The sequence below is a fragment of the Nostoc sp. JL34 genome (assembly GCF_017114945.1).
GTDB lineage: Bacteria > Cyanobacteriota > Cyanobacteriia > Cyanobacteriales > Nostocaceae > Nostoc.
In genome coordinates, this window is the sequence record NZ_JABXKQ010000162.1 from 17,902 (window position 1) to 30,516 (window position 12,615).

At 40.9% G+C, this 12,615-nt stretch carries 15 protein-coding genes; 12 read left to right on the forward strand and 3 right to left on the reverse strand.

What is annotated here, in order from left to right; translation table 11 throughout:
* Positions 1-21 precede the first annotated feature (21 nt).
* The 3 genes from larB to argH all read left to right on the forward strand — a co-directional run bounded on the left by larB (position 22) and on the right by argH (position 2,612).
* A complete protein-coding gene (gene larB, locus HWQ44_RS29500; protein ID WP_292725495.1) occupies positions 22-810 on the forward strand; it encodes a nickel pincer cofactor biosynthesis protein LarB in 789 nt (262 codons plus the stop codon).
* A 105-nt stretch (positions 811-915) separates the two neighbouring features.
* The gene (locus HWQ44_RS29505; RefSeq protein ID WP_292725496.1) at positions 916-1,122 is read left to right on the forward strand and encodes a hypothetical protein; all 207 of its coding nucleotides are present in this window, start codon (positions 916-918) and stop codon (positions 1,120-1,122) included.
* A 104-nt stretch (positions 1,123-1,226) separates the two neighbouring features.
* Positions 1,227-2,612 carry an argininosuccinate lyase gene (gene argH, locus HWQ44_RS29510; protein ID WP_292725497.1) on the forward strand — a complete coding sequence of 462 codons (1,386 nt, stop codon included), beginning with the start codon at positions 1,227-1,229 and terminating at the stop codon, positions 2,610-2,612.
* Between the two features lie 133 nt (positions 2,613-2,745).
* On the opposite strand, the gene HWQ44_RS29515 is transcribed toward argH, so the two are convergent.
* On the reverse strand, positions 2,746-2,913 hold the full coding sequence (locus tag HWQ44_RS29515; RefSeq protein ID WP_012412073.1) for a hypothetical protein: 168 nt from the start codon (positions 2,911-2,913) through the stop codon (positions 2,746-2,748).
* Positions 2,914-3,511: 598 nt separating this feature from the next.
* Between HWQ44_RS29515 and HWQ44_RS29520 the strand changes: the two genes are divergently transcribed.
* From HWQ44_RS29520 to HWQ44_RS29530, 3 genes are all read left to right on the forward strand, one after another.
* Entirely contained in the window at positions 3,512-4,006 is a 495-nt protein-coding gene (locus tag HWQ44_RS29520) for an NUDIX hydrolase (RefSeq protein ID WP_292725498.1), read from the forward strand.
* 188 nt (positions 4,007-4,194) lie between these two features.
* Positions 4,195-5,025 carry an alpha/beta hydrolase gene (locus HWQ44_RS29525; RefSeq protein ID WP_292725499.1) on the forward strand — a complete coding sequence of 277 codons (831 nt, stop codon included), beginning with the start codon at positions 4,195-4,197 and terminating at the stop codon, positions 5,023-5,025.
* A 208-nt stretch (positions 5,026-5,233) separates the two neighbouring features.
* Complete coding sequence (locus tag HWQ44_RS29530) at positions 5,234-6,358, forward strand: acyltransferase (RefSeq protein WP_292725500.1); 1,125 nt, start codon at positions 5,234-5,236, stop codon at positions 6,356-6,358.
* A 197-nt stretch (positions 6,359-6,555) separates the two neighbouring features.
* Here the strand turns inward: HWQ44_RS29530 and HWQ44_RS29535 are convergent, their stop codons facing one another.
* Positions 6,556-7,398, reverse strand: a complete 843-nt coding sequence (locus HWQ44_RS29535) for a pantothenate kinase (RefSeq protein ID WP_292725501.1) — start codon at positions 7,396-7,398, stop codon at positions 6,556-6,558.
* A gap of 109 nt (positions 7,399-7,507) precedes the next feature.
* On the opposite strand from HWQ44_RS29535, the gene HWQ44_RS29540 reads away from it, so the two are divergent.
* The 6 genes from HWQ44_RS29540 (at position 7,508) to HWQ44_RS29560 (ending at position 11,976) form a co-directional block, all read left to right on the forward strand.
* Positions 7,508-9,232, forward strand: a complete 1,725-nt coding sequence (locus HWQ44_RS29540; protein ID WP_292725502.1) for a diflavin flavoprotein — start codon at positions 7,508-7,510, stop codon at positions 9,230-9,232.
* A 149-nt stretch (positions 9,233-9,381) separates the two neighbouring features.
* Positions 9,382-11,094: a diflavin flavoprotein gene (locus tag HWQ44_RS29545; RefSeq protein WP_292725503.1), complete on the forward strand. Its 1,713-nt coding sequence runs from the start codon at positions 9,382-9,384 to the stop codon at positions 11,092-11,094.
* Between the two features lie 86 nt (positions 11,095-11,180).
* A complete protein-coding gene (locus HWQ44_RS33705; RefSeq protein WP_334726518.1) occupies positions 11,181-11,291 on the forward strand; it encodes a BrnT family toxin in 111 nt (36 codons plus the stop codon).
* On the forward strand, positions 11,242-11,460 hold the full coding sequence (locus tag HWQ44_RS29550; RefSeq protein ID WP_334726519.1) for a BrnT family toxin: 219 nt from the start codon (positions 11,242-11,244) through the stop codon (positions 11,458-11,460). The genes HWQ44_RS33705 and HWQ44_RS29550 overlap by 50 nt, the downstream gene beginning before the upstream one ends.
* Positions 11,441-11,683 carry a hypothetical protein gene (locus HWQ44_RS29555; protein ID WP_292725504.1) on the forward strand — a complete coding sequence of 81 codons (243 nt, stop codon included), beginning with the start codon at positions 11,441-11,443 and terminating at the stop codon, positions 11,681-11,683. The genes HWQ44_RS29550 and HWQ44_RS29555 overlap by 20 nt, the downstream gene beginning before the upstream one ends.
* Positions 11,684-11,748: 65 nt before the next feature.
* On the forward strand, positions 11,749-11,976 hold the full coding sequence (locus HWQ44_RS29560; protein ID WP_292725505.1) for a hypothetical protein: 228 nt from the start codon (positions 11,749-11,751) through the stop codon (positions 11,974-11,976).
* Between the two features lie 336 nt (positions 11,977-12,312).
* On the opposite strand, the gene HWQ44_RS29565 is transcribed toward HWQ44_RS29560, so the two are convergent.
* Positions 12,313-12,543, reverse strand: a complete 231-nt coding sequence (locus HWQ44_RS29565; protein WP_292725506.1) for a hypothetical protein — start codon at positions 12,541-12,543, stop codon at positions 12,313-12,315.
* Positions 12,544-12,615: the final 72 nt, after the last annotated feature.

Below are 12,615 nucleotides of genomic sequence, written 5' to 3' on the forward strand. Positions count from 1 at the left end.
AGGATAAAGGACAAATGACCCATGACCGATGAAAAAACTTTGCGATCGCTACTCGTTGCGGTTGCCAATGGTAAAGTTACGCCAGATACGGCATTAGACTCACTCAAAGACTTAACTTATGAATCTGTAGGTGAATTTGCCAAAATTGACCACCATCGCCAGCTAAGAACTGGTTTCCCAGAAGTGATTTGGGGCCCTGGTAAAACTCCCGATCAAATTGCTCAAATTATGGAGGTGATGCGCGTCCGTAATCCGGTGGTGATGGCAACTCGCATCGAACCAGAAGTTTATGCCGTACTGCAATCAAAAGTTAGCGGTTTGCGATATTACGAATCAGCGCGAATTTGTGCGATCGCTCCCCCTACTATCGAACCACAATTCTGGGGTGAGATTGGTATTCTTTCTGCTGGTACCGCTGATTTACCCGTTGCTGAAGAAGCAGCTGTAACTGCTGAACTTTCTGGTTTTCAGGTACAGCGCCTCTGGGATGTTGGCGTTGCGGGGATTCACCGCTTATTAAGTAACCGCCACCTGATTGAGTCAGCATCGGTGTTGATTGTCGTGGCGGGGATGGAAGGCGCTTTACCTAGCGTTGTCGCTGGTTTAGCGAGTTGTCCTGTGATTGCCGTACCCACTAGCATCGGTTATGGCGCAAGTTTTGGTGGTTTAGCACCTTTGTTGACAATGCTTAACTCTTGTGCTGCGGGAGTAGGCGTAGTAAATATCGATAATGGTTTTGGTGCAGCAGTGTTAGCGGGGCAAATTTTGCGGACTGCCGAGAAATTGCGGTTGGCATCGGCTACATCTTGAGTTAAGACATTGAAGTTATATCCAATATTTCAGTAAATATCAGTAATTAATGTAAAAAATAAACTGATACTGAAATTTGCCCCACTAACTTCTTCATCACCAAATATGAGCCATTACAGCGATTTGATATCTCAGTTATTTTGGCATTTGCCTGTAAATTGGACAGCTTTAGCACAAACAATTACCGACCCAGACCTGATGGGTCAGGTTCAAAAATCTTGGAGCCACTTTATACAAACAGGTCAAGTGTGGGCATTGTTGATTGGTTTAGTCATTGGCTATATGATTCGGAATCTAACTAGCTACGGTTAAATTTAAAAGTTAGGAGTTGAAAGTGAGGAGTGAGAAGTTAGGAGTCAGAAACTCATAATTTCTCACTCTTAACTCTTAACTCTCTCCCACTCCTTTCATAATTTATGACCAAAAAAGAAACTTGGAGCCAGAGGTTTGAATCAGCGTTGCATCCAGCGATCGCTCGTTTTAATGCCAGTATCGGTTTTGATATTGAATTAATAGAATATGACCTCACTGGTTCTCAAGCTCATGCTAAAATGCTCGCTCACACGGGCATTATCTCTCAACAAGAAGGAGAGCAACTGGTTGCAGGTTTAGAACAAATTCGCCAAGAGTACCGCCAGGGCCGATTTCAGCCTGGTGTAGATGCTGAAGATGTCCATTTTGCAGTTGAACGACGACTGACAGAAATTGTCGGCGATGTCGGTAAAAAGTTGCATACGGCGCGATCGCGTAATGACCAAGTTGGCACCGATACCAGACTCTACCTCCGCGACCAAATCCAACAAATTAAAAGCGAATTGCGAGAATTTCAAGGTGTTTTACTAGATATAGCCGAAAAGCACGTTGAAACCCTGATTCCTGGCTATACCCACCTCCAACGCGCCCAACCCGTGAGTTTAGCTCACCACCTCTTGGCATACTTTCAAATGACCCAACGTGACTGGGAACGTTTAGGAGATGTTTCTCGCCGCGTCAATATCTCACCTTTGGGGTGTGGTGCTTTAGCAGGAACCACTTTCCCCATTGACCGCCACTATACAGCCAAACTTTTGGATTTTGACGATATCTATGCTAACAGCCTCGATGGAGTGAGCGATCGCGATTTTGCGATCGAATTCTTGTGTGCGGCTAGCTTGATTATGGTTCATCTCAGCCGCCTTGCAGAAGAAGTCATTCTTTGGTCATCTGAAGAATTTCGTTTTGTCACCCTCAAGGATAGCTGTGCTACGGGTTCCAGTATCATGCCCCAAAAGAAAAACCCCGATGTACCAGAATTGGTGCGGGGAAAAACAGGACGTGTATTTGGTCATCTCCAAGCGATGTTGGTGATTATGAAGGGGCTACCTCTGGCATATAACAAAGACTTACAAGAAGATAAAGAAGGTCTATTTGATAGCGTCAACACAATCAAAGCCTCTCTAGAAGCGATGACGATTTTACTCAGGGAAGGCTTGGAATTCCGTACCCAGCGGTTAGCAGAAGCTGTCGCGGAAGATTTTTCCAATGCTACCGATGTAGCAGATTATCTGGCAGCCCGGGGTGTCCCTTTCCGAGAAGCTTATAACCTCGTGGGTAAAGTTGTAAAAACTAGTATTGCCGCAGGTAAACTCCTAAAAGATTTGAAATTGGAAGAATGGCAACAACTACATCCGGCATTTGCAGCAGATATTTATGAGGCGATATCCCCTCGTCAAGTTGTGGCAGCCCGCAACAGTTACGGTGGTACTGGCTTTTTACAGGTTAGTAAAGCACTCATCGCCGCCCGCGCTCAAATCGATCGATAGAGGGAGTGGGGATTAGGGGCAATGGGGAATTGAGAATAGTTTTCTTTGCCAATGCCCAAAAATAAATAAAGGCGTACAAATGTACGCCCTAAAAGATAAATAATCTAAATTAAAAAGGATTTAAGCAGACAGCTTAGTCAGTGTCAGCTGCTGTTGCTGCGCCTTCTTCTTCTTCACTCTTTGGTGGTCTTTGTTGGAACCTTCTCTGCATTCTTCCTGTCGTAGTCCGTTTACGAAACTTTCTGGCATACGCCTGGTTACGTAGCGCCTTTTCTTTTTTCGGGTTACGGCGCTTGGCCATGTTCACCTCATTAATAAACAACAAAAAAGTAGCAACTAGGCATCACGTAGGCAATATCAGCTACCAATATTATTGATATACTTGTAGCCTAGTGCAGCAATAAATACGCTTTAAACAGTGTACTAGTCTACCGCATTCAACCTTGTTCTGTCAATAATGATTCTGAATTATCCCTGCCAGCTAAATAAAAAATCCCTTTTATTAGATTCCAATCTGTCAAATCAATTGGAAATTAGCTAACTAGTTATTGTTATTGAAACAAACTAATATTTTCAAGAGATAATTCTGACGACTGACTTCTTATTTGTATTATTTTTTTTAATGTGTACTCAAAAATTATTAGTGATAGCTAGTTTCAGCAGCACTAATGCTAGCTATAAACTGAAAATTTTCCTAATTCAAAAAATATTATGTATATATAAATACAGTGCTTCTATTGAAACTTGATGTTAGAATTAATAATATTCTACGTAAATCGTGAGAATAAAATCTCAATCCACAAACATTTTTGTATAAAACAAAACTCAACAAAAATTTTATTAGTTGAGTCTATGTAAGTGGTAGAGAACTATAGAATACAACACATAAATTTTGAAGATTGAACGTTATTGCTTTTTTTCCGGCAGCTGTCGAGTCCACACGTAGCTTATGGCGGATTGGACAAACAGTATTGGGTATAATATTTCGTCATCCCATTACTGGCACTAGTATCATCCCAATTTTACCCGATGGTCGGATTGTACTGATCCGGCGGCGCGACAATGGTCTTTGGTCATTGCCTGGAGGGATTGTGGATTGGGGAGAAGATGTTCCCAATACAGTCCGCCGGGAATTGATGGAGGAAACCGGGCTAGAATTGGTGAAAATTAACCGCTTGGTAGGAGTTTACTCTGCACCAGACCGCGATCCCAGAATCCATTCAATTTGTATTGTGGTTGAAGCCGAGGTACATGGGACAATGGAGATTCAAGACACGTTAGAAGTCATAGAAATCCAAGCTTTCTCTCCCAGTTTACTACCTTCAGGACAGATGTCTCACGACCATACTCGGCAGTTGCAAGACTACTTGAATGGCTTGACAACACTGGCATAACAATATTTTTTCATGAGTCATTAGTCATTAGTTCTTTGTCATTTGCCGCCAAAGTTATGATTTCAAGAAGCCTTGGCTCAGACTTATCTCTTTGTAATTTGTCCAGAACTAGTTAATAATGACCAATGACTAATGACTAATGACTAATGACTAATTATTATGGTGCTAAAAGTTAACTACTAAATAAAATGGATACACTATTCCGTAACTCCCGGAGAAAGCTATCTCAAGGGTTACTATTCTGGCGTGAAGTCGGTGAAAAAACTCCTATAATTTTTTTACATGGTGCTTGGAATGAAAGCAGTCAATGGTTATCTGTGATGGAGTCCCTTGCACAAGATTTTCATTGTTTTGCACCTGACTTGCTAGGGTTTGGTGAATCAGAAAATCCTAATATCCACCATTCGATAGATTTACAAGTTGAATGTCTAGCTGAATTTTTACAAGCTGTGAAGCTAGAAAAAGTATATTTAGTGGGGCATTCTCTTGGGGGTTGGATTGCTGCTAGCTATGCTTTAAAGTATCCAGAGAAAGTTGATGGTGTGATACTCCTAGCACCAGAGGGCGTAGAGATAGCAGGACAAGAAGAATATTGCCAGAAGATGCGGCGATTATTGAATTATCCACCACTAGTAGTTAAATTGTTGCGATCGCTAACTCCTTTGACTAAAATCCTGGGTTGGCATGAAAAAATTGCACAAGACTTACAGTTGCGTCAAGCGCTATTGCCCTATCCCATAGGTTGCCAGTTACTTTTCAAACGGCGACAAGTAGAAATTGAGGCGGAATTACTGCAAAAGCAGCTTTACATGATAGATGTCCCAGTTTTTATTTTACAAGGTGGGCAAGATACACCAGATGCTTTAGCTAAGAGCCGGGTTTATGCCCAACTGATGCCAAAAGTTGAGTTGAAAATGATTGCCCATGCCGGAAATGACTTACCAGAATCTTGTGCTGAGGTTGTGGCGAACGAAATTCAGGAATTTATTAGGGACTTCCAAACGCCTGATGTAGATTAAGCTACAGGATATTATATTGTTCAAAAGGAAGCACATCAATACCAAAATATTGACCCAGCCAGGAGTGTAGTTAACTTTATCTTGCGGTTTCCCCTTCTTTTTTACTACCTCATTTCACATAAGCCGTAGTATATTAAATTTGATAGTTATCGCTAGCAGCAAACACCTGCGAAAAGTCTTGCGTGGAATTAAGAGAGTAATTAAGCAGATGAAAAGCCAAAAAGAGCTAGTAGAAGCAGAAAAGAGTGTGACAAGAGATATTAGATTTGATATTCTAAAAACTCTAGGTATTTTTTCGATTATTCTTGCTCATATAATTCCTCAAAACATCTTTTTTAATATTAGGAATTTTGATGTTCCTCTAATGGTTATCGTTTCTGGCTCACTCTTTTACTGTTCTAGTTATAAGAAAAACTATTCTTTGCTTACTTATTTGCATAGGAGAATTCCAAGGCTTATTGCTCCTGTATGGTTGTTTTTGAGTTTTTACTTTATTTCTATTTATATTGCTTCTTATTTATTAGGAAATGATTACCCTTTTTTATTAAAAAAACAGATTATTAATAGTTTTTTATTATTAGATGGCATAGGTTACGTATGGGTAATACGTGTCTTTATTCTCATGGCTATTATTTCAACTATAATTATGAATTTATATAAGTCTTGTAGAAGTAAAAATCATTTTTTTGCAGTGCTATTATGCATTTATATATGTTATGAAATACTGTTAGAGATAGCTACAAAAATTAATATAGTGAATATTCCATTCTTATCTAGTTTGATAAATAACTACGTTTTTTATACTATTTCGTATGGATGTTTATTTGGATTAGGTATTGCTTTACCAACGATGAAGCGAAAATCAATATTAGTTGTTGCTGGAGTTTTTTTAACAGTGTTTTTGCTAGTAGCTGGATATTTATCCTATACGCAAGGAGTAATTCCATCAACGCAAAGTTTTAAATACCCACCAAGAATTTACTATTTATCTTATGGAATTTTTATGTCAATGCTTACGTTTAGCGTGGTTGATATATTATGTAAAAAATATAATTTAAATAATCAAGAAAATCCAATTTTTAAAGCTATAGTATTTATCAGCACATCAACATTATGGATATACTTATGGCACATCTTATTCCTATATTTTAAACAATCACTGGTGCAAATTAAACCAGATATTGCTACTAACTATATGATATTTTTTTTGTTAATTACAATTCTATCAGTTACAGCAACTTATATTCAGAAAAAAAGTATTTATAGGCTAATTCAGAATACTAAATTTGGTCATAATAACTCAGAAATATTAGCTATATTATTTTTGAAATAGGTTGAAAAGTCAGGAAAAAGTGCCTATGATACTTGAAAGTGAAAGTTGATTTAGATCAAATACTCACATCCAAAATATAGGATGATGTTTCCAGTATATTTGTTGAATTTGCAAACATCGTCTTAGAATACATAACTCAGCAACATCTGTTTCACAGCAGCTGCTTTAATTAATTCTTAATTTATGACTTATAATTCCTAATAATTCCTAAATATTTCCCTCATTCCCCAAAAAATTAAATTTTGTTCCACAATTAAAGGTGCCGCTATTTCAGGATATAAGGTTCGCAGATAGTTTAACAATAAAGTGCGATCGCCACCTTTAATTACAATCTTACCATTAGGAAATAATTGCAACCACACTTCAATAAAATCTTTAATTCCAGCTAATATTGTGTAAATCACTCCACTTTGAATAGCTTCTGTAGTATTGAGAGCAAAACGTGCTGGCAGAGACGGCAAGTTTTGCATTTCTACTAATGGTAATTGTCCTGTTTTTTGACCGAGAGTTGTAAATTGCAAACCTAACCCTGGCAAAATTGCACCTCCAACTAAAGACTCATTAGCATCCGCAGCTGTAAAAGTCAGCGCTGTTCCAGCATCAATTACCAAGATAGGAAAACTCCAAGTTTTCCCCGCACCCCACAAAGCTAAAGCGCGGTCAATTCCTAATGTGGGATATACACCTGTTAGTGGTATTTGGTCTAAGGTAATAACGTGAATGTTAGGATAACTTTGCCAAATAGCAGTTTGGCTGGGAACTACCGAGGCGAGGAGGAGAGAACACGGAGGCAGAGAAACAAAAGCGCAAAGGGGTGGAGTATTTGTGAGAAAATTACTTTGTTGATGGGGTGAAGAAATTGCTAGTAATAAATCATCTAGGGTTTGACATTCAGCTAGATATTGTATGACAGACTGAGGAAAATAGTCGGTATCCCAGGCTGAGTAAAGTGTCTCGCCAATAAATAATGCCCAATGCAGCCGAGAATTCCCAATTTCCAAGGCTAGCCAAATTTTCTCTCTGTGCCTCTGTGGTTTCACACTTTTAACTTTTTTAAGTCAACTATAGGTTTTTTAATAAAAATTAACATTCAAGCCGTGTCACAATAAAAGAAGAGGAACAAATACTCATTGTGTCAAGGAGGGAGTTATGGTAGCGCTCACCGAAAAAACTGAAAAACGGCTCACCATACAGACTGTAGAGATTGCTCAAGAGACGACGGCTATTCGCTCTTTGGATTGGGATCGCGATCGCTTCGATATTGAGTTTGGTCTGCAAAACGGTACTACTTATAACTCGTTTCTCATTCGCGGGGAGCAGACTGCTTTAGTTGATACCTCCCATGAAAAGTTTCGTCAACTATACTTCGATACGCTTACTGGACTAATCAACCCAACAGAGATTGATTATTTAATTATCAGTCACACTGAGCCAGACCATAGCGGTTTAGTCAAAGATTTGCTGCTTATGGCTCCAGAAATAACCGTTGTCGGTTCTAAAGTGGCGATTCAGTTTCTTGAGGATTTAGTACATCAGCCATTTAAACGGCGGATTGTGAAAAATGGCGATCGCTTAGATTTGGGCAATGGGCATGAATTTGAATTTGTGATTGCTCCAAATTTACATTGGCCGGATACTATCTTCAGCTTTGACCACAAAACCAAAACTCTCTATACCTGCGATGCTTTTGGGTTGCACTATTGCTCAGATAGCACCTTTGATGAAAACTTGCCAGCGATCGAAGAAGACTTTCATTACTACTACGATTGCTTGATGGGCCCGAATGCTCGGTCAGTTCTGTCTGCCCTGAAGCGGATGGCGGAACTGAAAACCATCAACATGATTGCCACAGGACACGGGCCGTTATTATCTCACAATGTTGAAGAACTAGTTGGACGTTATCGCACTTGGAGCCAAAGCCAAACCAAGGCAGAAACAACAATTGGGATATTTTACGTTTCTGAATACGGATATAGCGATCGCCTCGCGCAAGCAATTGCCAACGGTATCGGTAAAACCGGTGTCGCCGTGGAAATTGTCGATTTGGGATCGGAAGTCGATTTACAAGAACTGCGAGAACTAGTTAGCCGCTGTGCTGGACTAATCGTTGGATTACCTCCGGCTTCTGGCACTGCAAACATCCAAGCTGCACTCAGCACAGTTTTAGGATCTGCCAAAGAAAAGCAAGCTATTGGCGTGTTTGAAACCGGCAGTGGTGATGATGAGCCGATAGATCCTTTGGTGAGTAAATTCCGTAATTTGGGTTTGACAACAGTTTTTCCAGCGATTCGGATTAAACAAACGCCCACAGAAAATACCTACAAACTGTGTGAAGAAGCGGGTACAGACTTAGCTCAATGGGTAACACGCGATCGCAACATCAAAGCCATGAAATCTCTTGGTGCTGACTTAGATAAAGCATTAGGTAGAATAAGCGGCGGATTATATATTATTACTGCCAAAAAAGGCGATGTATCCAGTGCCATGTTAGCCTCCTGGGTTGCTCAAGCTAGCTTCAAACCCTTGGGATTCTCCATTGCAGTCGCCAAAGATCGGGCAATTGAATCACTCATGCAAGTAGGCGATCGCTTTGTTCTCAACGTTTTAGAAGAAGGCAATTTCCAACCATTAATGAAACACTTTTTGAAACGGTTCGCCCCTGGTGCCGATCGCTTTGAAGGTGTGAGAACTCAGCCAGCCGAAAATGGTGCGCCCATCCTCAACGACGCCCTCGCCTACATGGAGTGCGAAGTCATCAGTAGAATGGATTGCGGCGACCATTGGGCAGTATATAGCACAGTCTACGCCGGACGGGTTTCTAAACCAGAAAGTTTGACTGCTGTGCATCATCGTAAAGTTGGTAATCATTATTAGGGACTGGGGACTGGGGATTGGGGATTAGGTATTAGGTATTAGATATTGGGGATTGAATATTAAGATATTGGGAATAACTTTCCCAGTCCCCAGTCCCCAGTCCCCATTCCCCAGTACCCAATCCCTAATCCCCAATCCCCAATAAAGCCATGTCAAAAAATAAACCCCGTGATGTTCAAGTTTTTCCCATTGCTACAGATACAAGAATACTGCGATCGCGCAGTTGGTCAAGGCTGAGATTTGAAATTGAATATGCTCTTGCTAAGGGTACAACTGCTAATTCTTATTTAATCGAAAGCGAGAAAACCGCCATAATCGATCCTCCAGGGGAAACGTTTACGCAAATTTATTTAGAAGCTTTGCAACAACGTTTCCATTTTGAAGATTTAGATTATGTAATTTTGGGACACGTAAATCCTAACCGGGCTGCAACTTTAAAAGCTTTGTTAAAAATTGCCCCGCAAATCATCTTTGTGTGTTCTAATCCAGGGGCGATAAATTTACGTGCAGCGCTAGAAAATCCAGATTTGCAAATTCTCGTGATGCGGGGCGAAGAAACTCTAGATTTGGGTAATGGGCATAATTTACAATTTATTCCCACTCCCAATCCCCGCTATGCAGATCAACTTTGCACCTACGATCCACAAACAGAAATTCTGTACACAGATAAGTTATTTGGGGCGCACGTTTGTGGAGATCAGGTATTTGATGAAGGTTGGGAAGTATATAACGAGGATCGGCGCTATTATTTTGATTGCCTCATGGCTCCCCACGCCCGTCAAGTTGAAACAGCGCTGGATAAACTTGCAGATTTTCCTGTGCGAATGTATGCCAATGGACACGGGCCCTTAGTACGCTATGGCTTAATCGACCTAACTAAAGCTTATCGGGAATGGAGTCAACAGCAAACATCTGCTGACTTGACAGTAGCGTTGATTTATGCTTCAGCTTATGGAAATACAGCCACATTAGCCCAAGCGATCGCTCGTGGGATCACTAAAGCTGGCGTTGCCGTAGAATCGATTAACTGCGAGTTTACTGAACCAGAAGAAATCCGGGCGGCTGTGGAAAAAGCTGGTGGTTTCATCATCGGTTCTCCTACCCTTGGCGGTCATGCACCGACACCTGTGCAAACAGCTTTAGGAATTGTCCTATCCACTGCTACTAACAATAAACTCGCTGGTGCTTTTGGTTCCTTTGGCTGGAGTGGGGAAGCAGTTGATTTAATTGAGAGTAAATTAAAAGATGCTGGCTATCGGTTTGGTTTTGATACAATCCGCGTAAAATTCAAACCCGACGATGCCACCTTACAATTATGTGAAGAAGCTGGAACCGACTTTGCCCAAGCACTGAAGAAAGCCAGAAAAGTGCGATCGCCAAGTCAACCTGCGACAACTGTAGAACAAGCAGTTGGTCGGATTGTGGGTTCTCTTTGCGTTCTCACAGCCAAGGAAGGCGATCGCTCCAGTGCCATGTTAGCTTCTTGGGTATCTCAAGCCAGCTTTAGTCCACCTGGTTTAACTATTGCCGTCGCCAAAGACCGCGCAGTAGAAACACTGACTCATACAGGAAACAAATTTGTCCTCAACATCCTTAAGGAAGGAAATCACTTAGGATTGATGAAGCACTTCCTCAAACCTTTTGGGCCAGGACAAGACCGATTTGCTGATGTCGGCGCCGAAGAAACTGAAAGCGGTTCTCCTATACTTACGGATGCTCTAGCATATCTCGAATGTTCCGTACAAAACCGGATGGAATCTGGCGACCATTGGCTAGTTTATGCCACTGTCGAGAATGGCAAATTGCTAGATACTGATGGCGTTACAGCCGTCCATCATCGCAAGTCGGCAACTCATTATTAATCAATTCAATCATTGCCAATTTCCGACCCCAGCCTATTTTTGGTAGTTTTATAAACTCTGCATAGCTAATCGGATATGATCTGGTCATGGAGTTCGAGTGGGATCAATCAAAAGCAGCCGCAAATTTGAAGAAGCACGGTGTCAGCTTTGAAGAAGCCAAAACCGTCTTTAACAATTACTTTGGCAGTCATCTTTGATGATAAAGCGCACTCTATAGATGAGCAGCAAGAAATCATTATTGGTCACTCTCAACAAAATTTCTTGCTTTTGATTTCTTTCACTGAGCGTTCCAATGCTATCGGTATCATCAGCGCCCGTCTAGCTACTCGAAAGGAACGTGAAGATTATGAACGAAACACCTTTTGAAAAATCGCAAAATTCTGACGACGAGCTTCAAGCTGAGTATCGCTTCGATTATCAAAAGGCAAAGCCCAATCGCTTTGCCGTCCGTAGTGGAACGCAACAATTAACAGTTGTAGTCTTAGATGAAGATGTGGCTCAGGTTTTTACCACACCAGAGTCGGTCAATAAAGTGTTAAGGGCATTGATTGAGTCAATGCCACAAGCAGCAAAGGGCGAGACAGCTTAACACTCCGTTGCATCGGAAGCCGTCTTATTCTGATAACTCATCGCTCTCTGTTAGAAATTATTACCATGACTTTACGTGAACTTGAAAATCAAGCACTGAGATTATCTGCCGAAGATCGTTGGCAGTTAATTAATACATTAATGCGATCGCTCCAACCAAAACTTCAGCCAACGTCAAAGCCAAAGGGTTTAGCTGCAAGTTTAATCGGTATTGCCAAGACTGACACCCTGCCACCTACAGATGAAAAAGTAAAAGCCATGCTAGATCAGCGGTTGGTGCAAAAGTATCTGTAATGCCTGTAATGCGAGTTTTATAATTGAACTTCAGTTCCAAAGCCTCGCCTAATTCGCTACACATTTCTATTTTTTAGTCTTAACCGAGCAGATTGCTTTCAGATTTGCTCATAAGCAGACAAAAATCCTCTCTTGAGATACCCCCTTGAGTACAGATGGATCTCAACGTCGAACCTTTAATTTGAGAATGGTTAGGCATAGTCAGTGGAGTTTTTGTTCCATCTTCGTTTTCTCGCTCCATAACAATATGTTCTCACTCCCTAATAACGGTGAATCCCAGAAATTGTAATGTCTTAATTACTTTAGCTTTAGGTACGTCTACTGGGAATTTAACCATTAAATAGGAACCTCAGCTTCCGCTACAAAAGCTTCTAGGACTGGTGATTCCTCTTCTAAAACCTCTTGGCCAAATATCTCTATATGGCAGTGGATAGCAGATTTAACATCAGCTAGTGCTTCTTCATAGCTGTCACCTTCGCCAACTACAACCCCCTTGATACCCAAGGGATATGCTACGTAACCGTCATTATGTTTTTCAACAATAATTTTAATTGCTCTCATTGTCATATAAAAGAACTGCTGAAAAGTTCAGGAGGAATGTAGGACTTACACACAATAAATCCTCCAACCCCTTAAAAA

Excerpts from the sequence above, each read along its gene's own strand:
- HWQ44_RS29525 (WP_292725499.1), top strand. The coding sequence starts at position 4,195 with ATGGATACACTATTCCGTAACTCCCGGAGAAAGCTATCTCAAGGGTTA.
- HWQ44_RS29560 (WP_292725505.1), top strand. The coding sequence starts at position 11,749 with ATGACTTTACGTGAACTTGAAAATCAAGCACTGAGATTATCTGCCGAA.
- HWQ44_RS29545 (WP_292725503.1), top strand. The coding sequence starts at position 9,382 with ATGTCAAAAAATAAACCCCGTGATGTTCAAGTTTTTCCCATTGCTACA.
- larB (WP_292725495.1), top strand. The coding sequence starts at position 22 with ATGACCGATGAAAAAACTTTGCGATCGCTACTCGTTGCGGTTGCCAAT.
- argH (WP_292725497.1), top strand. The coding sequence starts at position 1,227 with ATGACCAAAAAAGAAACTTGGAGCCAGAGGTTTGAATCAGCGTTGCAT.
- HWQ44_RS29555 (WP_292725504.1), top strand. The coding sequence starts at position 11,441 with ATGAACGAAACACCTTTTGAAAAATCGCAAAATTCTGACGACGAGCTT.
- HWQ44_RS29540 (WP_292725502.1), top strand. The coding sequence starts at position 7,508 with ATGGTAGCGCTCACCGAAAAAACTGAAAAACGGCTCACCATACAGACT.
- HWQ44_RS29505 (WP_292725496.1), top strand. The coding sequence starts at position 916 with ATGAGCCATTACAGCGATTTGATATCTCAGTTATTTTGGCATTTGCCT.
- HWQ44_RS29515 (WP_012412073.1), bottom strand. The coding sequence starts at position 2,913 with ATGGCCAAGCGCCGTAACCCGAAAAAAGAAAAGGCGCTACGTAACCAG.
- HWQ44_RS33705 (WP_334726518.1), top strand. The coding sequence starts at position 11,181 with ATGGAGTTCGAGTGGGATCAATCAAAAGCAGCCGCAAATTTGAAGAAG.
- HWQ44_RS29565 (WP_292725506.1), bottom strand. The coding sequence starts at position 12,543 with ATGACAATGAGAGCAATTAAAATTATTGTTGAAAAACATAATGACGGT.
- HWQ44_RS29530 (WP_292725500.1), top strand. The coding sequence starts at position 5,234 with ATGAAAAGCCAAAAAGAGCTAGTAGAAGCAGAAAAGAGTGTGACAAGA.